This window comes from Stenotrophomonas sp. PvP093 (assembly GCF_017876915.1).
In the GTDB taxonomy this organism is placed as follows: Bacteria; Pseudomonadota; Gammaproteobacteria; order Xanthomonadales; family Xanthomonadaceae; genus Stenotrophomonas; species Stenotrophomonas muris.
Genome location: NZ_JAGIOX010000004.1, coordinates 954,496 through 977,173 on the forward strand (window position 1 = coordinate 954,496; position 22,678 = coordinate 977,173).

Annotated in this window: 17 protein-coding genes; 15 read left to right on the forward strand and 2 right to left on the reverse strand. The window is 67.2% G+C overall.

Going from position 1 to position 22,678, the window contains the following annotated elements:
• Window positions 1–156 precede the first annotated feature (156 nt).
• The 5 genes from J3A72_RS06995 (at window position 157) to J3A72_RS07015 (ending at window position 6,119) form a co-directional block, all read left to right on the forward strand.
• On the forward strand, window positions 157–1,332 hold the full coding sequence (locus J3A72_RS06995) for a phosphoglycerate kinase (RefSeq protein ID WP_075075805.1): 1,176 nt from the start codon (window positions 157–159) through the stop codon (window positions 1,330–1,332).
• Entirely contained in the window at window positions 1,329–1,982 is a 654-nt protein-coding gene (locus tag J3A72_RS07000) for an HAD hydrolase-like protein (RefSeq protein ID WP_053496281.1), read from the forward strand. Before J3A72_RS06995 ends, J3A72_RS07000 begins: the two co-directional genes overlap by 4 nt.
• 210 nt (window positions 1,983–2,192) lie before the next feature.
• Window positions 2,193–3,659, forward strand: coding sequence for a pyruvate kinase (pyk, locus tag J3A72_RS07005; protein ID WP_014648234.1), 1,467 nt, complete (start codon window positions 2,193–2,195; stop codon window positions 3,657–3,659).
• A gap of 183 nt (window positions 3,660–3,842) precedes the next feature.
• A complete protein-coding gene (locus J3A72_RS07010; protein ID WP_014648233.1) occupies window positions 3,843–4,847 on the forward strand; it encodes a class I fructose-bisphosphate aldolase in 1,005 nt (334 codons plus the stop codon).
• A 129-nt stretch (window positions 4,848–4,976) separates the two neighbouring features.
• Window positions 4,977–6,119 (forward strand): ABC transporter substrate-binding protein, encoded by a 1,143-nt coding sequence (locus J3A72_RS07015; RefSeq protein WP_075075806.1) that lies wholly within the window; start codon window positions 4,977–4,979, stop codon window positions 6,117–6,119.
• 92 nt (window positions 6,120–6,211) lie between these two features.
• Here J3A72_RS07015 and J3A72_RS07020 read toward each other — a convergent pair whose 3' ends face one another.
• Both J3A72_RS07020 and cysK read right to left on the reverse strand, forming a co-directional pair.
• The gene (locus J3A72_RS07020; RefSeq protein WP_014648231.1) at window positions 6,212–6,811 is read right to left on the reverse strand and encodes an O-acetyl-ADP-ribose deacetylase; all 600 of its coding nucleotides are present in this window, start codon (window positions 6,809–6,811) and stop codon (window positions 6,212–6,214) included.
• Window positions 6,812–7,084: 273 nt separating this feature from the next.
• Window positions 7,085–8,044: a cysteine synthase A gene (gene cysK, locus J3A72_RS07025; protein ID WP_046432270.1), complete on the reverse strand. Its 960-nt coding sequence runs from the start codon at window positions 8,042–8,044 to the stop codon at window positions 7,085–7,087.
• A gap of 208 nt (window positions 8,045–8,252) precedes the next feature.
• Here cysK and J3A72_RS07030 point away from each other — a divergent pair, with 208 nt between their 5' ends.
• From J3A72_RS07030 to J3A72_RS07075, 10 genes are all read left to right on the forward strand, one after another.
• Window positions 8,253–9,236, forward strand: coding sequence for a LysR family transcriptional regulator (locus J3A72_RS07030; protein ID WP_010481448.1), 984 nt, complete (start codon window positions 8,253–8,255; stop codon window positions 9,234–9,236).
• Between the two features lie 622 nt (window positions 9,237–9,858).
• Window positions 9,859–10,278 (forward strand): DUF2946 family protein, encoded by a 420-nt coding sequence (locus tag J3A72_RS07035; RefSeq protein WP_049440427.1) that lies wholly within the window; start codon window positions 9,859–9,861, stop codon window positions 10,276–10,278.
• A gap of 72 nt (window positions 10,279–10,350) precedes the next feature.
• Window positions 10,351–12,414 carry a TonB-dependent copper receptor gene (locus J3A72_RS07040; RefSeq protein WP_075076057.1) on the forward strand — a complete coding sequence of 688 codons (2,064 nt, stop codon included), beginning with the start codon at window positions 10,351–10,353 and terminating at the stop codon, window positions 12,412–12,414.
• Window positions 12,415–12,688: 274 nt separating this feature from the next.
• Window positions 12,689–13,795, forward strand: a complete 1,107-nt coding sequence (locus J3A72_RS07045) for an efflux RND transporter periplasmic adaptor subunit (protein WP_075076058.1) — start codon at window positions 12,689–12,691, stop codon at window positions 13,793–13,795.
• On the forward strand, window positions 13,792–16,917 hold the full coding sequence (locus J3A72_RS07050) for an efflux RND transporter permease subunit (RefSeq protein WP_075076059.1): 3,126 nt from the start codon (window positions 13,792–13,794) through the stop codon (window positions 16,915–16,917). Before J3A72_RS07045 ends, J3A72_RS07050 begins: the two co-directional genes overlap by 4 nt.
• Window positions 16,910–17,512 carry a GNAT family protein gene (locus J3A72_RS07055; RefSeq protein ID WP_075076060.1) on the forward strand — a complete coding sequence of 201 codons (603 nt, stop codon included), beginning with the start codon at window positions 16,910–16,912 and terminating at the stop codon, window positions 17,510–17,512. The genes J3A72_RS07050 and J3A72_RS07055 overlap by 8 nt, the downstream gene beginning before the upstream one ends.
• Before the next feature lie 180 nt (window positions 17,513–17,692).
• Window positions 17,693–19,201, forward strand: a complete 1,509-nt coding sequence (locus J3A72_RS07060) for an alanine/glycine:cation symporter family protein (protein ID WP_014648223.1) — start codon at window positions 17,693–17,695, stop codon at window positions 19,199–19,201.
• A complete protein-coding gene (locus J3A72_RS07065) occupies window positions 19,202–20,035 on the forward strand; it encodes a TrmH family RNA methyltransferase (protein ID WP_046432259.1) in 834 nt (277 codons plus the stop codon). It abuts the gene before it with no gap.
• Between the two features lie 166 nt (window positions 20,036–20,201).
• Window positions 20,202–21,188, forward strand: a complete 987-nt coding sequence (locus tag J3A72_RS07070) for a hypothetical protein (RefSeq protein WP_049404925.1) — start codon at window positions 20,202–20,204, stop codon at window positions 21,186–21,188.
• A 10-nt stretch (window positions 21,189–21,198) separates the two neighbouring features.
• Entirely contained in the window at window positions 21,199–22,650 is a 1,452-nt protein-coding gene (locus J3A72_RS07075) for an alanine/glycine:cation symporter family protein (RefSeq protein ID WP_075076061.1), read from the forward strand.
• Window positions 22,651–22,678 lie beyond the last annotated feature (28 nt).

Sequence of the window (22,678 nt, forward strand, 5' to 3'; positions counted from 1 at the left end):
AGCACCCCGGCTCACCCTCAGCACCAAGAAGCGCCAGCGCTTTGGCTGTTGCAGTTCGCTGTTGCCGTACGCCTCTGCCTGCCGCAGGCATCGCCACCCGATACAATGACCGCCTGCCGTAGCCCGGCATCCCGTCCCTGAGCCAAAGAGTTGCCCATGTCCATCGTCCGCATGACCGACCTCGACCTCTCCGGCAAGCGCGTGCTGATCCGCCAGGATCTGAACGTGCCGATCGAGAATGGCCGCATCACTTCCGAACAGCGCATCACCGCTTCGCTGCCGACGCTCAAGCGCGCGCTGGAGCAGGGCGCGGCAGTGATGGTCACCTCGCACCTGGGGCGCCCGAAGGAAGGCGTGTGGAGCGAGGCCGACTCGCTGGCGCCGGTCGCCCAGCGCCTGTCCGAGCTGCTCGGCCGCGAGGTTCCACTGGTGCGTGACTGGGTCGACGGTGTCGACGTGCAGCCGGGCCAGCTGGTGCTGCTGGAAAACTGCCGCATGAATGTCGGCGAGGGCAAGGACGACGAGGCCCTGTCGAAGAAGTACGCCGCCCTGTGCGACGTGTTCGTGATGGATGCCTTTGGTACCGCACACCGCGCGCAGGCCTCGACCCATGGCGTCATCCGCTTCGCCCCGGTCGCGGCCGGTGGCCCGCTGTTGATGGCCGAGCTGGACGCGCTGGCGCAGGCGCTGGACGCACCGGCCAAGCCGCTGCTGGCCATCGTTGCCGGCAGCAAGGTCAGCACCAAGCTGGAACTGCTGGCCAACCTGGTCGGCAAGGTCGACCAGCTGATCGTTGGTGGTGGCATCGCCAACACCTTCATCGCTGCCGCCGGCTACAAGGTCGGCAAGTCGCTGTATGAGCCGGACCTGCTGGACACCGCGAAGAAGATCGTGGCCGATGCCAAGGCGCGTGGCGCCGACATCCCGCTGCCGGTCGACGTGGTCACCGCCAAGCAGTTCATGCCGGACGCTGTTGCCGAAGTGAAGGCGGTCGACGCCGTCGCCGAGGACGACCTGATCCTGGATATTGGCCCGCAGACCGCTGCGCAGTACGCGCAGCTGATCGGAAAGGCCGGCACCGTGGTCTGGAACGGCCCGGTCGGCGTGTTCGAGTTCGTAGCCTTCAGCAAGGGCACCGAAGCGCTGGCCCGCGCCATCGCCAGCTCGCCGGCATTCTCCATCGCGGGCGGTGGCGACACCCTGGCGGCGGTCGACAAGTTCGATATCGCCGGGCAGGTCAGCTATATCTCCACTGGCGGTGGTGCGTTCCTGGAGTTCCTGGAAGGCAAGACCCTGCCGGCCGTCGCCGCGCTCGACGCGCGCGGCGCATGAGTGCCGACCGTAGCAAGGATGTCCTGTTCTTCGACCTCGACGGCACGCTGATCGATTCGCAGGTGGGCATCACCGCCTGCATCGCCTATGCGCTGCAGAAGATGGACCATCCGGTGCCGCCGCAGGAGACGCTGCTGGGCTGGATCGGTCCGTCGCTGCGCACCACCTTCGCGCCGCTGTTCGTCGAACCGGCACGGGTGGAACAGGCGGTGGGCTACTACCGTGAGCGCTTCGACGCCGAAGGCTGGCGCGAACACACGGTGTACCCGCAGGTGGAAGACACGCTGCGCACGCTGCATGGCCGTGGCCACCGCCTGGCGGTGGTCACCGCCAAGAACGAGCCGCATGCGCGCCGCATCCTTGCGCACCTGCCGTTTGGCGGGCTGTTCGAGGAGATCATCGGTTCGACCCTGGATGGCTCGCGCAGCCACAAGCCGGAGCTGGTCGGGGAAGCTCTGCGCCGGCTGCAGGTGCAGCCCGCACAGTGCTGGATGATCGGCGACCGCCGCATGGACATCGAAGGCGCGCGTCACCACGGCCTACGCAGCGTGGGTGTGCTGTGGGGCTTTGGCGGTGAGGCGGAACTCACCGCGGCCGGTGCGGGCCAGCTGGCACGCGAGCCGGCACAGCTGACGGCGCTGTTGGCCTAGGCTCCTGTAGCGCCGAGCCCATGCCCGGCTGCTTCGGCGAGTGGCCAGCCGGGCATGGGCTCGGCTCTACGGAATGCCCTGCGCCACCGTATGTCCGGATAATGTCCGTTGCATGACCTGCGGAGTCAGGCAGCACAAGGCTGTAACCGTATACATGCGGCGTGAAGGATGTGCTAATTTCCGTTCTTTAACGGGAGAGGCCCATCCACCATGTTCGAGCGTCAGCGTCGCACCAAGATCCTTGCCACCCTCGGTCCGGCCACTGATCCGCCGGGCGTGCTGGAGGATCTTTTCCGCGCCGGCGTCAATGTGGTGCGCCTGAACTTCAGCCATGGCGATCCGTCCGGCCAGGCCAAGCGTGCCGCCGAAGTGCGTGCTGCCGCGGCCCGCGTAGGCGTGGAAGTGGGCATCCTGGCCGACCTGCCGGGCCCGAAGATCCGCATCGAGCGCTTCGCCGAAGGCAAGGTGCAGCTGAAGGCGGGTGACCGCTTCGACCTGATCGCCAGCGAGAACGCCGGCCCGGGCAACGCCAGCCAGGTGGGCGTGAGCTACCTCGGCCTGCCGCAGGACGTGGGCCCGGGTGATGTGCTGCTGCTCGACGACGGCCTGATGCAGCTGCAGGTGGTGGAAGTGCAGGGCGAGCGCATCGTCAACACCGTGCTCAACGATGGTGTGTTGTCCGACCGCAAGGGCCTGAACAAGCAGGGCGGCGGCCTGTCGCTGGGTGCCCTGACCGAGCGCGACAAGGAACTGATCGGCATCGTTGCCAAGATCGGCGTGGACTTCATCGCCGTGTCGTTCTGCCGCAACGCGCAGGACATGAACGACGCGCGCGACATCGCCCGCTCGCACGGCTGTGATGCCGCTCTGGTGTCGAAGATCGAGCGCACCGAGGCGATCGAGAACCTGGAAGAAATCGTCGAGGCCAGCGACGTGGTGATGGTTGCCCGTGGCGACCTTGGCGTGGAAATCGGCGATGCCGAGCTGCCGGGCCTGCAGAAGAAGATCATCAAGGCCTCGCTGGCGCAGAACAAGGTGGTGATCACCGCCACGCAGATGCTGCAGTCGATGGTGGAAAGCCCGATCCCGACCCGCGCCGAAGTGCTGGACGTGGCCAACTCGGTCATCGACGGTACCGACGCGGTGATGCTGTCGGCGGAAACCGCCGCCGGTGCCTACCCGGTCAAGGCGGTGGAAGCGATGGCACGCATCTGCCTGGGTGCCGAGCGCCAGTTCCAGACCGAGACCGATTTCAACGCCTCGCCGCGCAACCTGGAACGTGCCGACCAGGCAATTGCCATGGCCACCATGTTCCTGTCGCAGCATGTGGGCGTGCGCGCGATCGTGGCCATGACCGAATCCGGCGGCACCGCGCGTTACCTGTCGCGTTTCCGCGCCAAGGCGCCGGTGTTCGCGGTCACCCGCCATGACGGTGCGCGTCGCCAGATGGCGCTGATGCGCGATGTGTTCCCGATCAACTTCGACAGCCGCGGCCTGACCCCGCGCGAAGCGGCGCGCGGCAGCATCCGCCTGCTGGTCGAATCGGAACTGCTGCAGGCCGGTGACCGCGTTGTGTTCACCAGCGGCGAGCACATGGAAACCCATGGTGCCACCAACACCCTGCGCCTGCTGGAAGTGGGCGAGGATGGCCGCGCCATCGGCCTGGGCGATCTGTAAGCCCTGACGGTCGGGTCGGCGCTGCTGATCTGGGGTCAGAGCCCCTGCGGGGATCTGACCCCATGCCGCAGGACATCCTTTGTCCTGCGTAGACGTGGAAGCGTTTCCATCCTGTCCTCCACGGCGAGGCAACGGGCAGCAGGGCTATACTTACGTTTTTCCCGCACCCGCCACAGGAAATACATGAGCATCGAACAGCTGGCTGAAACCGCCCAGGCCATGGTCGCCCCGGGCAAGGGCATCATCGCGATCGACGAATCCACCGCTACCATCGCCAAGCGTTTCGCCGGCGTCGGTATCGAGAACACCGAGGAGAACCGTCGCGCCTACCGCGAGCTGCTGCTGACCACGCCGAAGCTCAACGAGCACATTTCCGGCGCCATCCTGTACGACGAGACCATCCGCCAGTCGACCAAGGACGGCGTGCCGTTCGCCAAGTACATGGCCGACCACGGCATGATTCCGGGCATCAAGGTGGACAAGGGGGCGCACCCGCTGGCCGGCTGCCCGGGCGAGCTGGTGACCGAAGGCCTCGACGGCCTGCGCGAGCGCCTGCAGGAGTATTACAAGCTGGGCGCGCGCTTCGCCAAGTGGCGTGCGGTCATCAACATCGGCGAGAGCATCCCGTCGGGCACCTGCATCGAGTCCAACGCCCATGCGCTGGCCCGCTATGCAGCGCTGTGCCAGGAATGCGGTCTGGTGCCGATGGTCGAGCCGGAAGTGATCATGGACGGCGACCACGACATCGAAACCTGCTACGAAGTCACCGAAGCCACCCTGCGCTCGCTGTTCGACGCGCTGTACCAGCAGAACGTGCTGCTGGAAGGCACCATCCTGAAGGCCTCGATGGTCATCTCCGGCAAGGACTGTGAAGAGCAGGCCGATGTCGAGGAAGTGGCCGAGTCGACCGTGATGTGCCTGAAGAGCACCGTGCCGGCGATCCTGCCGGGCGTGGTGTTCCTGTCCGGTGGCCAGAGCGACGAGCAGTCCACCGAGCACCTGAACGCGATGAACCAGCTGGGCAACCTGCCGTGGCCGCTGAGCTTCTCCTACGGCCGCGCCATGCAGCAAGCCGCGCTGAAGCTGTGGGCCAAGGACATGAAGGGCAACTACGCTGCTGCCCAGAAGACGGTGTACGAGCGCGCCAAGGACAACGGCCTGGCCGCGCTGGGCAAGTGGAACGGTTGATCCGTCCCATCGCCGGATGAACAAGGCAGCGCCGGCATCACGCCGGCGTTTGCTTTTGCGGGTATCTTTTCCGCCCCCGCGTGCCTGGCCGGTATGCGGGAACCACATGGAAGGCCAAGGAGAAACAACATGCGTTTGGCAGCAATCACACTGGCCGTTGCCACGGTCCTGGTCGCCAGCGGTTGCAACCGCATCGGCGGCGGCGCGGACGCGGGCAAGGCCGCGTCACTCGATTTCGACAAGCCGGTATCCGGCGAGATCACCTCGCGCAGCGGCATCAACTACAACGACGGCAGCCACCACCAGCTCTACCAGATCAAGCTGGAAGACAAGCAGCTGGTCGGGCTGAAGCTGACCGGTTCGCTGAGCGGCTCGATCGCCGTGTTCAACAACGGCAGCCTGGTGGCCAGCAGCAACACCGGCTACGAGCGCGAAGGCGACGTCTCGGTGGCCTTCCGTGCCAACGGTGGCGGCACCTACCAGGTGGCGGTCAACGCCAACGGCTCGACCGACTACGGTCCTTACCGCCTGCGCGCCGAGAAGCTGGTGCCGTACGACGGCAAGCCGCTGGCGGGCAGCGGCGAGATCGTCGACATGCTGGCCGGTGGTTCCCAGGACTACACCCTGCAGGTGGACAAGGCCGGCCTGTACGAGATCCGCCTGGTGTCGGATGTCTTCGATCCGGTGCTGAAGCTGTCGGGCCAGGGCGTGGATGCAGAGAATGACGATGGCGGCGACAGCACCAACTCGCGTCTGACCCTGTCACTGAAGCCGGGCAAGTACACCCTGACCGCGCGCGGCCTCGGCGACGGCGTCAGCGGCATGTTCACCCTGTCGGCCAACCGCATCGAGCTGCCCGGCAATCTGGTCGAGCGCGATGGCACGGCGCTGCCGAAGGCGGGCAGCGTGTACACGATGCTCGACAACGATGGCCGTCGCCGCTTCCTGCTGTCGCTGGACCGCCCGGCCGATGTGCGCCTGGATGCGATTTCCAGCCAGGTTGATACCGTGCTGCGCGTGGTCGGCGGCGATGTCGAGCTGACCGACGACGATGGTGGCAACGGCACCAATTCGCGCCTGGAAGAGACCCTGCCGGCCGGTCATTACACGGTCGACGTGTCCAGCCTGAACAATGGCGCGGGCATGGTGGAAGTGCGCGTGCAGGTGGATGGCGCCAGCGCCGATGGGGCTGCGGCCTCGGCGGCACGCGCCGCAGCCGACGCAGCCGCCGTGGCCGATGACGCCGCCGCGGTGGAAGCTGCCAGCCGTTGAGCGTGACCCACGCCATGCGTGGCTGAGCACAACGGTGCAACGGAAAAGGCCGGGCACTGCCCGGCCTTTTTCTTTACGTCGCGCACCGGGATTCAGTGCGCGGCGGCAAAACCCGCATCGCCCAGGGGCGGCAGCATCGACCCGCGCGGTTCGCTGTCCGCGCTTTGCCCGGCGGCGCTCAACGCCTGCTGGTAGGCCTTGGCCGTAGCGGTATTGAACGCCACCAGCACGATGCGCATCGGTTGCGCATGGCTGCGCTGCCACGCCAGTGTTTCGGTCACTGCGATCTGCGCCGCCTGGTACAGCGGATAGCCATAGACGCCGCAGCTGATCGCCGGGAACGCGATCGACTGCACGCCCAGCGACTCGGCCAGCTGCAGCGACTTCCAGTAGCAGTTGGCAAGCAGCGCCGGTTCGTCGCGCTGGCCGTCATGCCAGACCGGGCCCACCGTGTGCAGTACATGGCGCGCCGGCAGCGCATGGGCGCTGGTAGCGCGTACTTCGCCCGTCGGGCAACGCACGCCCGGGCGCAGCTCCGGCAACTGCGCGCACTCGGCCAGCAATGCGGGGCCGGCCGCGCGATGGATCGCGCCGTCGACACCGCCGCCACCGAGCAGTGTTTCGTTGGCCGCGTTGACGATCGCATCCACCGCCAGGGTCGTGATGTCACCCTGCCAAACCTCGATCTTCATGCGTCCGTCTCCTGCCTGTGAGGTGATCCGCGCAGCATCTGCGCCGGCTGTTCCCACGGTAGGGGACAGGGCATCGATACTGCGTCATGACCGTCTCACGCGCTGCGATCCGACGGCCTTCACGCACGATGGCGGGCGACGCCTTCACGCAGGCTGAAGCAGAACGGGGTCAGATCCTTTCCCGCATGGGAAAGGCTCTGACCCCTGTCGCTGATCCACGCGGGTGGGGTCAGAGCCCTTTCCCTGCGGCAAAGGGATCCGACCCCGGGCGGTTTACGGCAGGCCGGCCAGCCAGTCGTCGTCGGAGCCTTCGTTGACATCGGCGAACAGCGGTGTGGAGAAATAGCGTTCACCAGTGTCCGGCAGCATCGCCAGGATCACCGAGCCGGGTTCGGCGCGGGCAGCCACGTCCAGCGCGCTGGCCACGGTGGCACCGGCAGAGATGCCGACGAAGATGCCTTCCTCGGCGGCCAGGCGGCGCGCGGTGGCGATCGCGCGGTCATCTTCGACCGAGACCAGTTCGTCCACCACATCGCGGTTGAGCACGTCCGGCACGAAGTCCGGGGTCCAACCCTGGATCTTGTGCGGCTTCCAGTCATCGCCCTTGAGCAGGGCGGCGCCGGCCGGCTCGGTGGCGATGATGCGGGTCTGCGGGCGCGCGACCTTCAGCACTTCGCCCACACCAGTGAGCGTGCCGCCGGTGCCCCAGCCGCTGACGAAATAGTCCAGCCGCTTGCCGGCGAAGTCGCGCAGGATTTCCGCGGCGGTGGTGTTGCGGTGATAGGCCGGGTTGGCCGGGTTGGCGAACTGGCTGGCCAGGAACCAGCCGTGCTGTTCGGCCAGTTCGGCTGCCTTGCGCACCATGCCGCTGCCGCGTTCGGCGGCCGGGGTCAGGATCACCTTGGCACCATAGGCACGCATCAGCTTGCGGCGCTCGACCGAGAAGGTCTCGACCATGGTCGCCACGAACTTGTAGCCGCGCGCTGCGGCGACCATCGCCAGTGCCACGCCGGTATTGCCCGAGGTGGCCTCCACGATGGTGTCGCCCGGCTTGAGCAGGCCACGCGCTTCAGCGTCGAGGATGATCGCCAAAGCCAGGCGGTCCTTGACCGAGCCGCCCGGATTGAACGACTCGACCTTGGCGTAAACGCTGACCTGCGGCGGTGCCAGACGCTGCAGCTTGACGATTGGGGTGTTGCCGACGGTGTCGAGGATGGAGTCGTACAGGGCCATGGAAGCGCTCCGGAAACGGGGCCGCGCCGGGCTTCGGCGGGCGAAGGGGGAGGGCTGGCTGTTCAGGCCAGCGGCTGCCGGCTGACCGTAGCGCCGGCATATGACGCCCGGAAATGACCAGATACCTTTCTTAAACAACCTTTGGTTATAAGCTGGTGACGGCAATTGACCCTAGAGTGGACCTCCGCCCCACGCCGCCTGCCTGCCCATGACGCTGACCCAGCTGCGCTACCTGGTTGCCATCGCCGACGCCGAGCTGAACATCACGCTGGCCGCCTCGCGCGTGCATGCCACCCAGCCCGGCTTGTCCAAGCAGCTCAAGCAGCTGGAGGACGAGCTGGGTTTCCTGTTGTTCGTGCGCAAGGGCCGCAGCCTGGAGTCGGTCACCCCGGCCGGGACCGAGGTGATCGCCCGCGCCCGCGCCGTGCTGGCCGAGGCCAACAACATCCGCACCTACGCGGCCAACCAGCGGCGCGAGAGCCAGGGCCAGCTGATCCTGACCACCACCCACACCCAGGCGCGCTTCGTGCTGCCGCCGGCGGTGGCGGCGATCAAGCAGGCTTACCCGCAGGTCAGCGTGCACCTGCAGCAGGCCGGTGAAGCCGACGCGCTGGATCGCTTGAACCAGGGTGACGCGGATATCGCCATCATCAGCACCGCTGGGGGAGAGCCCACCGATGGCATCGCGGTGCCACTGTTCCGCTGGCGACGCCTGGTGGTGGTGCCCAAGGGCCACCCGCTGGACCGCGCCGGGCGTGCACCGGACCTGGCCGCGCTGGCCCGGCAACCATTGATCAGCTACGAATCCTCGACCCGCCCGAATTCGTCGCTGCAGCGTGCGTTTGCCGCCAACGGGCTGGTGCCGGATCTGGCGCTGACCGCGCTGGATGCCGATCTGATCAAGACCTATGTGCGTACCGGCCTGGGCGTGGGCCTGCTGGCCGAAATGGCGGTCAGTTCCAACGACGAAGACCTGAGGTCGTGGCCGGCGCCGGACCCGATCAGCGAGTGCATCGCCTGGGCGGTGCTGCCGCGCGACCGCGTGCTGCGTGATTACGCGCTGGAACTGGTGCATGTGCTGGCACCGCAGATCGATCCGCGCGACCTGCGGCGGGTGCTGGATGGCAACCAGGCGGCCGCGTGGCCGGTGCCACCGACCTGGGAATCACTGACCCAGACCATCACGGTGTGAGGGGTTGGTCGAGCAGGGCTTGCAGCCCTGCACCTGCCGCGGCATTCAAGCAACAGCAACAGCAACAGCAGAAGTGGCATTCCGTGGGTTGGCGGGGCGGTGTCGGAGTGCGGGGACGCTGCAAGTACGTCCCTGTAAGCTTGGCAGCCGCATCCATGCGGCTGACACCCCGCACTCCGACACCGCCCCACCTCTGACAGATCTTCGCGGCTGTTGGTAGGTGTCGACCTTGGTCGACACGGTAGATCCACGCCATGCGTGGATGAAAGCTGTCAGATATCGAAATACATCTGGGGTCAGATCCGTTTTCCTTCGGAAAACGGATCTGACCCCAAAGCCGTTCCAACAGACCGCAGGAAACTGTCGAAGGCGGGGTGGGTCCGGTTGCGGGAGTGTCCGCGGCATGGATGCCGCGGCCAAGCCCCCATGGATGGGTTTACGGCGTCTCCCGCAACCGGACCCGCCCCGCCATTCAACAGGAAGCCAGCTTTTGCTTTTGCTGTTGCTTCGGCTCTTGCCGTGGACGTGGCCTCTGCAGGTGCAGGGCGCAGCCCTGCCGATAAACCCCTCCTGCGACGGTTCGTCGCACGGGCAACCCTGGACCCGGCTCTACACTAGCGGGATGACCCGGCTGTCCCGCCCGCAGCGCCTTCTGCTCCAGCTTGCCGTCCTGGCGACGCTGCTGATGGTGCTTGCGCCGCTGGTCAGCCGCGCGCTGAAGGCGCCATCGGTGGGCCACGCTGCGATGGCCGGCATGGACCACGCGCACATGCATCATGATGGCGCCGGATTGGGTCAGAGCCCTCTGCATGGGCAGAGGGATCCGGCCCCACCGGCCGATCCCCACGCCATGCACGGCGAAGCCTGCGAATACTGCGTGCTGGCGATGCGCCTGCTGCCGTGGCTGGCCGTGCTGGTGCTGCTGTTGCCGCTGTTGTGGCGGCCGCGGCTGGTGTTCCCCTGGTCGCGGCAGGTGCTGCCCGCGCTGTGCTGGCCGGCGCATGCCGCGCGTGGGCCGCCGCCTTTCTCCATCGTTCGCTGATGTCCCTGTCGAATCTGCCGCACGACGCCTGACCGGGCGCCGTGCGCGCGTGCGTACCTTGGAGCTGTTCCGATGAAAATGACTTCCCGCCCCGCGGGCGCCTGTGCGCGCCTGCCGGTTGCCCTTGGCCTGGCCGTAGCTGCAACGCTCGCCCATGCCGCGCCCGCCGAAGAGGCGCGTACCCTCGACACCCTGGTGGTCACCGCTGCCGCACCGTCCTCGCCACTGCACTGGGTGACCGACCCACGCCTGCCGCGGCAGCCGGTACCCGCCAGTGATGGCGCCGATTACCTGAAGACCGTTCCCGGTTTCTCCGCCATCCGCAACGGCGGCACCAACGGTGACCCGGTGCTGCGCGGCATGTTCGGTTCGCGCCTGAACATCCTCAGCAATGACGGCAACCTGATCGGTGCCTGCCCGTCGCGCATGGACAATCCGCTGTCCTACATCGCGCCGGAAAGCTTCGACCGGCTGACCATCATCAAGGGCCCGCAGAGCGTGCGCTGGGGCGCAGGTGCCTCGGCTGGCACCGTACGCTTCGAGCGCGATACACCGCGTTTCGAAGAGCCGGGCCTGCGTGCCGATGCCAGTGCGCTGGTCGGTTCGCGCAACCGCAACGACCAGGTGCTGGACCTGACCCTGGGCAACCCGACCGGCTATGTGCGCGCCAGTGGCAACCGTTCCGAAGCCGATGACTACAAGGACGGCCACGGCGATGTGGTGCCATCGAAGTGGCGCAAGTGGAACGGTGACGTGGCGATCGGCTGGACGCCGGATGCCGACACGCTGCTGGAAATTTCTGCCGGTGCCGGAGATGCGATCGCACGCTATGCGGGACGCGGCATGGACGGGGCCGCGTTCGAACGCACCAGCTATGCCGCGCGCTTCGAGAAGCGCAACCTGCCGGGTGCGTGGGACACGGTGCAGGCCAACGTGTACTACAACGAGGCCGATCACGTGATGGACAACTATACGCTGCGTGCGCCGAACCCGAACAGCATGATGCCGATGCCGATGGCTTCGAACGTGGATCGCCGTACCCAGGGCGGCCGGGTCAGTTCCGAGTGGCGCTGGCAGGACGTGCAGCTGGTGGCTGGCGTGGACGGCGAAGACAGCCGCCATCGTGGGCGCATGGGCATGGGCCGCGGCACCTATCGCCAGGTGGCGTGGGAGACCGATGCCCACTTCCGCCGCTATGGCGTGTTCACCGAGTTGACCCTCGGCGCCGGCACCGATCAGCGTTGGATCAGCGGCCTGCGCATCGATCGCGCCAGCGTGCGCGACGAGCGGCAGTCGCTCCGCGGAATGATGGGCAACATGCCCAATCCGACTGCGGGCCAGCGTCGCAAGGAATGGCTCGGCAGTGGCTTCCTGCGCTACGAGCAGGACCTGGCCGACGGCCTGACCTGGTACGCCGGCCTCGGCCACAGTGAACGCATGCCCGACTACTGGGAGCTGTTCTCGCCCGACCACGGCCCGGCCGATGCGGTGAACGCGTTTGCCGGCATCCAGCCCGAGCGCACCACCCAGCTCGACGCTGGCCTGCAGTACAAGGGACCGCGCGTGCAGGCCTGGGTCTCGGCGTACGCCGGGCAGATCCAGGACTACATCCTGTTCACCTACCACCGCAGCGGCGCGATGGGGATGAGCCAGGCCAGCAACGTCGATGCGCGCATCGCCGGTGCCGAGGCGGGGCTGGAAGTGAGCGTGGCCGAACAGTGGAAGCTGGGTGGCACGCTGGCCTATGCCTGGGGCGAGAACCGCGACCAGCAGCGTCCGCTGCCGCAGATGCCGCCGCTGGAAGCGCGCCTGAGTGCGAACTGGGAAGGCCAGCGCTGGAGCGCCGGTGCGCTGCTGCGCGCGGTGACCCACCAGCACCGTGTCGCAGATGGCCAGGGCAACGTGGTCGCACAGGATCTCGGGCCGAGCGCGGGCTTTGCCACCTTCGCGCTCAACGCGGCGTACCGTTTCGGTTCGCAGCTGCAGCTCAGCGCAGGCGTCGACAACCTGTTCGACCGCGCCTACAGCGAGCACCTGAACCTGGCCGGCAGCGCCGACTTCGGCTTCCCGGGCGACCCGGTGCGCATCAACGAGCCGGGGCGCAGCGTGTGGATGAAGCTGAACTACCGGTATTGATCCGCCGGATGTAAAAAAAACGGGGCCGGATCCCCGCCAGGATCCGTCCCCGCCCGACGCCCTCCGTCGGGCAGCTTCGACTCTACGATGACTGACCCGGCGGTGCACGACGGGATACACCCCGATACACGCCGACACTGCCCATGGCAGCCTTGCACGGAATGGGTTCAAGGCGCTATCGCAGCCCTGGTTCCACGCCGGTAAACGCTTGGCACATACCGCTTTCAGGGGCACTTGCCTACACTCGGCGGCCGTGGATCAATTTGGACCATTCATGTTGGCTCGTATCGCTTCGACCCTGGCCCTTGGCCTCAGCCTGGCCGTGCTGGCCGGGTGCGCAGGCAAACAGGAGGCCGCCGCGCGTCGGCAGGGAGAAGCGGTGCCGGTCACTGCGCAGGTCGTGCAGTCCCGTCAGTGGAGCGACACCCTGCAGGCGCTTGGCACGGCCAAGGCGCGCGAATCGATCAGCGTGACCGCCAAGGTCAGCGAGATCGTCGAGAAGGTGCATTTCGAAAGCGGCCAGCACATTGCTGCCGGTGCGCCGATCGTGACCCTGCGTGGGCAGGCCCAGGAGGCCGCACTGGTGCAGGCGCAGGCGACCTTCCATGAAGCCGATCAGCTGTACAAGCGCCAGCGCGAGCTGGCCGCCCAGCGGCTGGTGTCCAGCGCCACGCTGGATACGCAGAAGTCGATCCGCGATGCCGCCGAAGCGCGCGTGATGCAGATGCAGGCAGACATCGGTGATCGCCGTGTGCGCGCGCCGTTCGCCGGTGTGCTCGGCATCCGCCAGGTCAGCCCTGGCTCGCTGGTGACCCCGACCACGGTCATCGCCACGCTCGATGACATCGAGCACATGCACATCGATTTCCAGGTGCCTGAAGTGGAACTGGCTGCGCTGAGCGTCGGTGACAAGGTCAGCGCCACCAGCGTGGCCTGGCCGGGCCGCACCTTCGAGGGCGTGGTCAGCACCATCGATGCGCGCATCGACCCGGCCACCCGTGCCGTGACCGTGCGCGCCGACTTTGCCAACGGCGACCATGCGCTGCGTCCTGGCATGCTGCTGGACGTGCGCCTGTTCCGCCCCGAGCGCCCGGCGCTGGTGATTCCGGAAATCGCCGTGGTGCAGGTCGGTCGCGATACCTTCGTGTACCGCATCAAGGTTGACGACAGCGTCGAGCGTGTGGACGTGGTAACTGGCGCGCGCCGTGCCGGCGTGGTCGAGATCAGGCAGGGTCTGGAAGCGGGCCAGCGCATCGTGGTCGATGGCACCGGCAAGCTGCGTCCGGGCCTGAAGGTTGCCGCCAAGGACGCAGCGCCCGCCAGTGGTGCAAAGCCCGCTGAAGACGCTGCGCCGGCCGCGGCCGAGGGCCACGGCGGATGAAGCTGTCCGACATCTCCATCCAGCGGCCGGTGTTCGCCGTGGTGATGAGCCTGTTGCTGCTGGTGCTGGGCGTGATGTCCTTCACCCGCCTGACCCTGCGCGAACTGCCGGCCATCGACCCGCCGATCGTCTCGGTCTCGGTGGACTACACCGGCGCCTCGGCGGCGGTCATTGAAAGCCGCATCACCCAGGTGCTGGAAGATGCGCTGGCCGGCATCGAAGGCATCGATACGATCAATGCGCGCAGCACCAACGGCCGCTCGCAGGTCAGCATCGAGTTCACCTCCAACCGCGATATCGAAGCGGCGGCCAACGACGTGCGCGATGCGGTCAGCCGCGTGGCCGACCGCATGCCGGAGGAGGCGCGGCCACCGGAGATCGCCAAGGTCGAAAGCGATGCCGACCCCATCATCTGGTTCAACATGGTCTCCTCGACCATGGACACGCTGGAGCTGAGCGACTACGCCGACCGTTACGTGGTCGATCGCTTTTCCAGCCTCGATGGCGTGGCCCAGGTCCGCATCGGCGGCCGCCAGCGCTATGCGATGCGGATCTGGCTGGACCGGGACCAGCTGGCCGCACGCGGGCTGACCACCGGCGACGTGGAAACCGCGCTGCGCAACGAGAACGTGGAGCTGCCGGCCGGCCGCATCGAGTCGACCGACCGTGATTTCACCCTGCGCGTGGAGCGCAACTACATCAAGCCCGAAGATTTCGCGACCATCCCGCTGGGCAAGGGCCGCGACGGTTACGTGGTGCGCATGGGCGACGTGGCGAAGATCGAGCTGGCCTCGGCCGAACGCCGCGCGTACTACCGCAGCAACGGCGAACCGGGCATCGGCCTGGGCATCGTCAAGACCTCCACGGCCAACTCGCTGGACGTGGCGCGTACCGCGCGCGCTGAAGCCGAGCGGGTCGCGCTGACCCTGCCCAAGGGCACGCAGATCTTCGTCGCCTTCGACAACACCACCTTCATCGAAGCGGCGGTGGACCGCGTCTACGCCACGCTGGTGGAGGCGATGATCCTGGTGCTGGCGGTGATCTGGCTGTTCCTCGGCAGTTTCCGCGCCGCGTTGATCCCGGCGGTGACGGTGCCGGTCTGCCTGGTCGCGGCGTTCATCGCGCTGTACGCGTTCGATTTCTCGATCAACCTGCTGACCCTGCTGGCGCTGGTGCTGTGCATCGGCCTGGTGGTGGACGATGCGATCGTGGTGGTGGAGAACGTGCAGCGCCGCATCGACCTGGGTGAGCCACCGCTGGTGGCCTCCAAGCGCGGCACCGCGCAGGTCGCCTTCGCGGTGATCGCCACCACCGCCGTGCTGGTGGCAGTGTTCCTGCCGGTCGGCTTCCTGGAAGGCAACACCGGGCGCCTGTTCCGCGAGCTGGCAGTGGCGCTGGCCGCCGCCGTGGCGTTGTCCGCGTTCGTGGCGCTCACACTGACGCCGATGATGGCCTCCAAGCTGCTCAAGCCGCACACCGGGCAGGCGCCACGTGGCCTGCACGGCTTCATCAACCGCAACCTGGAACGCCTCGCGGGTGCCTATGGGCGGGTGCTCGATCACCATGTCGACCGCACCTGGATCTACCTGCTGGTGATGGTGGCCGCGCTGGTCGCCAGCTGGGGCCTGCTCAAGCTGCTGCCCTCGGAACTGGCGCCGGCCGAAGACCGCGGTTCGTTCCAGATCATGATCGACGGCCCGGAAGGTGCCGGCTACGACTACACCGTGCAGCAGGTGCAGCAGGTGGAGGCGCTGCTGGCCCCGCATGTCGGCCCGGACAAGCCGATCGTGCGTGCCAACCCGCGCGTGCCCGGTGGCTTCGGTGCCAGCGAGGAAATGCACACCGGCCGCGTCAGCATCTTCCTGCAGCCGTGGCGCCAGCGCAGCGAGGCCACGCCGGACGTGGCCAACGAACTGCAGAAGGAACTGGACACCATCCGTGGCGTGCGTGTGCGTACCCAGGTCGGTGGCGGCCTGGTGCGCAGCGGCGGGCAGCCGTTCCAGATCGTGCTGGGTGGGCCGGAATACGCGGAGATCGCGCAGTGGCGCGACCGCATCCTGCTGCGCATGGCCGACAACCCCGGCCTGGTCGGCCCCGACTCGGACTACAAGGAAACCCGGCCGCAGATGCGGGTCAACATCGACCGCCAGCGTGCGGCCGATCTCGGCGTGCCGGTCACCGCGATCGGTTCGGCGCTGGAAACCATGATGGGCTCGCGCCGCGTCACCACCTTCGTCGACAATGGCGAGGAGTACGACGTGCTGGTGCAGGCCGGACGTGACGGTCGCGCCAGCCCGGCCGACCTGGCCGCGATCCGCGTGCGCGCCACCTCTGGCGAACTGGTGCCGCTGTCCAACCTGGTCACGTTGAGCGAAGTGGCCGAGGCCGGCACCCTGAACCGCTTCAACCGCCTGCGCTCGATCACCATCAGTGCCGGCCTGGCGCCGGGCTATCCGCTGGGCGAGGCCATTGCCTGGGCGCAGAGCGTGGCCCAGGAAGAGCTGCCGCAGTACGCGCAGGTGAACTGGAAGGGTGAATCGCGCGAGTACCAGAGCGCCGGTGGCGCCGTGCTGCTCACTTTCGCCATGGCCCTGCTGGTGGTCTACCTGGTGCTGGCCGCGCAGTTCGAGAGCTTCATCCACCCGCTCACCATCATGCTGACCGTGCCGCTGGGCGTGCTCGGCGCGCTGGTCGGGTTGTGGGTGAGTGGCGGTACGGTGAACCTGTTCAGCCAGATCGGCATCGTGATGCTGGTTGGCCTGGCCGCGAAGAACGGCATCCTCATCGTCGAATTCGCCAACCAGCTGCGCGACGATGGGCGCAGCGTGCGCGAGGCGATCATTGAATCGGCGATGGTGCGCCTGCGCCCGATCCTGATGACCTCGATCGCCACCGTGGTCGGCGCCATTCCGCTGGTGGTGGCCGGTGGTCCCGGTTCGGCCAGCCGTGGCACGATCGGCATCGTGATCATCTTCGGCGTGACCCTCTCGACCTTCCTGTCGCTGTTCGTGGTGCCGGCGTTCTACGCGCGGCTTGCCCCGTACACCCGTTCGCCGGAAGCGGTGAAGCGCGAGCTGGAGAAGCAGGAAGCGGAATCGCCGTCGGTGGGCGGCCATGCCTGACCGGCACACCGACGGGATCGGGTCCCTCGCTGACGGGGTCGGACCCCTTTCCCAAAGGGAAAGGGCTCTGACGCCACTTCGAGGCGACGGCTTCCAGCTGCGCCCCTGGCGCCCGGATGATCTGGAATCGCTGCTGCGCCACGCCAACGATCCCGAGGTGTCGCGCGGCCTGCGCGACCGTTTCCCGTACCCGTACACGCGCACCGATGGCGAGGCCTTTCTCGCCGGCCGCGTGCTGGCCCCCGGAACCCTGAATCTGGCCATCGAGATCGACGGCCAGGCCTGCGGCAGCGTCGCTGCCCAGCAGGGCATGGCCGAGCGTGGGCACACCGCCGAACTGGGCTACTGGCTGGGCCAGGCCTATTGGGGGCACGGCGTGATGACCCGTGTGGTCGGGCTGTTCGCACCGTGGGTGATGGACGAGCTGCGCCTGTTCAGGCTGCAGGCCACGGTCGTCGACTTCAACCTCGGCTCGGCGCGGGTGCTGGAGAAGAACGGCTTCCAGGAGGAGGGCGTGGAGCGCTGCGCGGTCTACAAGCGCGGCGTGCTGCACGACCTTCGCCGTTTCGCCCGGGTACGCACCCAGCTGCCGTGAACACGCGGGCTGGCCGTTGTAGAGCCGAGCCCATGCTCGGCTGCCCTCGGGGGGCCAAGCCGAGCATGGGCTCGGCTCTACAAAACAGCGCTACCGCAGCGGCCTGCGATCAGGGAGAATCGACCGGTCCCTTCCAGCCGACGGGACGTCCTTACAACCCGCCGACTGGAGAGAGCGCGCGTGGAAGCAACCGTACACTTCATCAACAGCATCATCTGGAGCAAGGCACTGATCTTCGTGTGCCTGGGCGCCGGCCTGTTCTTCAGCCTGCGCACGCGCTTCATGCAGATCCGTGGCTTCTTCGAGATGTGCCGCCTCACCGTCAAGGGTGAGAAATCCGACGCCGGCGTGTCCTCGTTCCAGGCCTTGGCCATGTCGATGGCCGGCCGCATGGGCATCGGCAACATCGCCGGCGTGGCTACGGCCATCGCCTTCGGCGGCCCCGGTGCGATCTTCTGGATGTGGGTGATGGGCTTCCTCGGCGCGTCCACGTCGTATGTGGAATGCACCCTGGCGCAGATCTACAAGACCAAGGACGCCGAAGGCCGCTACCGCGGTGGCCCGGCGTACTACATCGAAAAGGCCATGGGCCTGAAGTGGTACGCGCTGGCCTTCGCCATCGCCACGATCATCGCCGCCGGCTTCCTGATGCCGGGCGTACAGGCCAACGCCATTGCCGACAGCATCATCAACGCCTGCCGTGGCACCGCGCTGTGCGGTCCGCTCGATGGCCAGGCCTTCGGCATGGAATCGGTGCAGGCGCTGAAGCTGGGCATCGGCATCGTGGTGGCGCTGCTGCTGGGCGTGGTGATCTTCGGTGGCGTCAAGCGCATCGCCAACTTCGCCGAAGTGGTGGTGCCGTTCATGGCCGCCGGTTTCATCCTGATGGCCATCATCATCATGATCATCAACTACGACCGCGTGCCGGAAATGTTCGGCATCATCTTCAAGAGTGCCTTCGGCACGCATGCCGCATTCGGCGCGATGATGGGCCTGGCGGTGGAGTGGGGCATCAAGCGCGGCATCTATGCCAACGAAGCCGGCCAGGGCTCGGGCCCGCATGCAGCGGCCGCCTCGGAAGTCTCGCACCCGGCCAAGCAGGGCTACGTGCAGGCCTTCGCGATCTACTTCGACACCATGATGGTGTGCACCGCCACCGCGTTCCTGATCCTGGCCAGTGGTACCTACAACGTGTACTCGCCGGTGGAGGGCGCCGCGCCGATCTTCCAGGGCCTGGCCGGCATTCCCGAAGGTGCGGGCTACGCCCAGGCCGGCGTGGAAGCGGTGCTGCCGGGCTGGGGTTCGGCGTTCGTGTCGATCGCCATCTTCTTCTTCGCCTTCACCACCATCATGGCGTACTACTACATGGCCGAGACCAACCTCAGCTATGTGAACCACAACAGGAAGCGCCCGCTGACCGTGCTGGTGCTGCGCCTGGGCATCATCGGCATGGTGGTGTTCGGCGCGTTCCATAATGCGACCCTGGCCTGGGCGCTGGGTGACATCGGCGTCGGCCTGATGGCCTGGCTGAACATCATTGCCATCCTCATCATCCAGAAGCCGGCGATGCTGGCCCTGCGTGACTACGAACGACAGAAGAAGCTGGGCCTGGATCCGGTGTTCGACCCTGATGCCCTGGGCATCAAGAACGCCGATTTCTGGCGCCAGCGCAAGCAGGAGAGTGTGTAAGTGAACAACCCCTGGAACAACCGCCGCCCGTCCGCCCGTCCGCCGCGCGCAACGCCGTTGCCGCGCCCGGAGGTGCCGGCCACGGGCGGTGGTGGGCGCGGTGGCAGCGACGAGCTGCGCCTGTACGGCCTGAATGCCGTGCTGGCCGCGTTCGAAGCGCGGCCACAGGCGCTGCGCAAGCTGTACCTGCTGGAGGCGCGCATTCCGCGCCTGCAGCCGCTGCTGAAGTGGTGCGTGGCCAACCGCGTGGGGTATCGCGTGGTTGAAGACGGCGATCTGAACAAGCTTGCCGGCACCACCCACCACGAAGGCGTGGTGGCCGATGTGCTGCGCGCACCGGCGCTGCCGCTGGCGCAGTGGCTGGAGCAGGTCGGCGACGGCCCGGCGCTGGCGCTGTGGCTTGATGGCGTGGGCAACCCGCACAACCTCGGTGCGATCCTGCGCTCGGCCGCACACTTCGGCGCCAAGGCGCTGCTGCTGCCGGCCGGCAGCACGCTGGCGCTGTCCGGTGCCGCCGCGCGCGTGGCCGAGGGCGGTGCAGAAGCGGTGCCGCTGGTGCAGCTGCCGGAGACCGCCCAGGCGATGACGCAGCTGCGTGCGGCCGGCTTCGGCCTGGCGGCGACCCTGGTGGAGGGCGGTGACGACGTGTTCCGCACCTCGCTGCCGGCCCGCCTGGTGTATGTGATGGGCGCCGAAGGCGAGGGCATGGACCGCAGCCTGGCGGGAGCGTGCGACCAGCAGGTCTCGATTCCCGGCAGCGGCGCGGTGGAGAGCCTGAACGTGGCCTCGGCCACGGCGGTACTGCTGGCGCAGTGGGCGAGCCGCCGCGGCTGATCCGGTATCCCGGGTCGGATCCCTCGCCGCAGGCGAGGGCTCTGACCCCTTCCAGGGTCCGTAATTGCGTCAAGCGCGCATGATGTTTTGAAAGTTTCCTTATTGGTCAGCCGCTTCCGGCAACGCAGGGTGGAACTCCATCCCACGTTGTCCAGAAGAGGCTGCCATGCATCACCCACGCTGTATCCTCATCGCATTGCTGGTCCTGACCAGCGTCCTTGCCAACGGCCGTGCCGCAGCCAGCGAACGCAGCCTGGACGGCGTCAACTTCACCGGGCCGCTGATCACCCCCAACCCGGCTGGCCTGCCGCAGGGCAACTGGTACATCGAACCCTATCTGGTGCGGATCGACAGCCGCGATCATTACGACGATGGCGGCCATCGCCGCCGCAGTGGGCAACGCAGCGGCGCATGGGCAACGGTGGTACCGATCATCTACGGCTTCAGCGACCGGGTGATGGGGCAGGTCAATCTCAGTGCATCGCGTGCCGAACAGGGCGGCGCGCGCAGCAGTGGTTTCCGTGCCGGTGACACCACCGCGCGCCTGCAGTACCTGTTGCAGGCGCCCAATGCCGATGGCACGCGTCCGGCCATCTCGGTCGCGCTGGTGCAGCGCTTCAGCACCGGCAGCCATGACCGCATCACCGGCAATCCGCTCGATGCGCAGGGCGACGGTGTGCAGCGCACCACTGCCGCATTGGGCGTGCAGCAGGTGGTCTGGCTGGGTAACGACCGCCCGCTGCGCTGGCGTGCCCAGCTCAGCGCCGGGCCTGCGCCGTCGCGGACGGCGATCTCCGGGGCCAGCGTCTACGGCACCGACGACAGCTTCCAGGGGCACATCTCCCGGGGGTCGGTGCTGGGCCTGTCGGTCGGCGCCGAGTACAGCTTCAATCCGCGCTGGGTGGGCGTGATGGAAGTGGCCGCCAGCCGCGAGACCGGCCAGCGCCTGAGGGGTTTCGCGCGCAACGCCAGCGGTGGTTTCGAACGCATCGACGAGCATCGCCCGGCCAGCCGCAGCGTCACCCTGGCGCCAGCCGTGGAGTACCACTTCAGCCCGTCACTGGGCCTGATCGCCGGCGTCGAGTTCAGCGTGGCCGGCCGCAACACCGGCCGCATCATCAGCCCCCAGGTCGCCCTGGGCATGTTCTTCTGAGGGACCGCCGATGAACATCGAATCCATCGTCAACGCGATCCTTGGCGTCGTCTGGAGCCCCTACCTGGTGGTGCTGTGCCTGCTCACCGGCCTGTACTTCAGCGTCCGCACGCGCTTCATCCAGCTGCGTGCATTGCCGGACATGCTGCGCCTGATGTTCCGCCATGAGCGCTCCGATGCCGGCGTGTCGCCGTTCCAGGCGTTGTCCCTTTCGCTGTCCAGCCGCGTGGGCGTGGGCAACATCGCCGGCGTCGCCATGGCCATCGCCTTCGGCGGGCCCGGCGCGATCTTCTGGATGTGGATCGTCGCCTTCCTCGGCGCATCCAGTGCCTTTATCGAATCCACGCTCGCACAGATCTACAAGGAGCGCGACGGCAAGGGGCAGTACCGGGGCGGCCCGGCGTACTACATCGAAAAAGGCCTCGGCCAACGTTGGTATGCAGTGCTGTTCGCATTGGTGACGGTGCTGGCGGGCGCGATGCTGGCCGGCACGCAGTCCAATGCGATCACCAGTGCGGTGAACGAAGCCTGGGACGTGCCGGTGATGACCACCACGGCGGTTCTGCTGGTGGTGCTGGGCGCCATCCTCATCGGCGGTGTGCGGCGCATTGCGCGCGTGGCCGAATGGGTGGTGCCGCTGATTGCCGTGGCCTACCTGCTGGTCGCGGCGCTGGTGATGGTGCTCAACGCGGACAGGGTGCCGGAGGTGATCATGCTGGTGCTGCGCAGTGCATTCGGCGTGGATGCGGCGTTCGGCGCGATGATCGGCACCGCCATCCAGTGGGGCGTGCGCCGTGGCGTGCTGTCCAACGAGGCCGGCATGGGCAGTGGTGCGCATCCGGCCGCCGCCGCGGAAGTCTCGCATCCGGTCAAGCAGGGCCTGGTGCAGTCGTTCTCGGTCTACATCGACACAATGGTGGTGTGCAGTGCGACCGCCTTCCTGATCCTGTCCACCGGCCTGTACAACGTCTACGACCCGGCGGTGAACGGTATTCCGGATGAGGCGCGCCTGCTGCTGGGCAATCTGCCGGGTGTCGAAGCCGGGCCACGCTTCGTGCAGCACGCGGTGGAATCGACGCTGCCGGGCTTCGGCCGTTCGTTCGTGGCGCTGGCGATCCTGCCGTTTGCGTTCACCACCATCCTGGCGCTGTATTACATGGCCGAGACCAACGTCAGCTATCTGTGCCGTGATCGGCCGACGCCCTGGGTGATGGGCGGCTTCCAGCTGCTGTTCCTGGCGGCAACCGGCTACTCGGCGGTGAACAGTGCCACAGTGGCCTGGTCGCTGGGCGACATCGGCGTCGGCCTGATGAGCTGGCTGAACATCATCGCTATCCTGCTGTTGCAAAGGCCTGCCCTGGCCGCACTGCGCGATTACGAGGCGCAGAAGCGCAAGCAGCGTGATCCGCTGTTCAAGCCGCAGACGATCGGGGTAAGCAACACCCGGGTCTGGGAGAGCTAATACGATCAGGGGTCAGATCCCTCGCCAA

Coding starts and splice junctions, on each gene's coding strand:
- J3A72_RS06995 (WP_075075805.1), top strand. CDS start 157: ATGTCCATCGTCCGCATGACCGACCTCGACCTCTCCGGCAAGCGCGTG.
- J3A72_RS07000 (WP_053496281.1), top strand. CDS start 1,329: ATGAGTGCCGACCGTAGCAAGGATGTCCTGTTCTTCGACCTCGACGGC.
- pyk (WP_014648234.1), top strand. CDS start 2,193: ATGTTCGAGCGTCAGCGTCGCACCAAGATCCTTGCCACCCTCGGTCCG.
- J3A72_RS07010 (WP_014648233.1), top strand. CDS start 3,843: ATGAGCATCGAACAGCTGGCTGAAACCGCCCAGGCCATGGTCGCCCCG.
- J3A72_RS07015 (WP_075075806.1), top strand. CDS start 4,977: ATGCGTTTGGCAGCAATCACACTGGCCGTTGCCACGGTCCTGGTCGCC.
- J3A72_RS07020 (WP_014648231.1), bottom strand. CDS start 6,811: ATGAAGATCGAGGTTTGGCAGGGTGACATCACGACCCTGGCGGTGGAT.
- cysK (WP_046432270.1), bottom strand. CDS start 8,044: ATGGCCCTGTACGACTCCATCCTCGACACCGTCGGCAACACCCCAATC.
- J3A72_RS07030 (WP_010481448.1), top strand. CDS start 8,253: ATGACGCTGACCCAGCTGCGCTACCTGGTTGCCATCGCCGACGCCGAG.
- J3A72_RS07035 (WP_049440427.1), top strand. CDS start 9,859: ATGACCCGGCTGTCCCGCCCGCAGCGCCTTCTGCTCCAGCTTGCCGTC.
- J3A72_RS07040 (WP_075076057.1), top strand. CDS start 10,351: ATGAAAATGACTTCCCGCCCCGCGGGCGCCTGTGCGCGCCTGCCGGTT.
- J3A72_RS07045 (WP_075076058.1), top strand. CDS start 12,689: ATGTTGGCTCGTATCGCTTCGACCCTGGCCCTTGGCCTCAGCCTGGCC.
- J3A72_RS07050 (WP_075076059.1), top strand. CDS start 13,792: ATGAAGCTGTCCGACATCTCCATCCAGCGGCCGGTGTTCGCCGTGGTG.
- J3A72_RS07055 (WP_075076060.1), top strand. CDS start 16,910: ATGCCTGACCGGCACACCGACGGGATCGGGTCCCTCGCTGACGGGGTC.
- J3A72_RS07070 (WP_049404925.1), top strand. CDS start 20,202: ATGCATCACCCACGCTGTATCCTCATCGCATTGCTGGTCCTGACCAGC.
- J3A72_RS07075 (WP_075076061.1), top strand. CDS start 21,199: ATGAACATCGAATCCATCGTCAACGCGATCCTTGGCGTCGTCTGGAGC.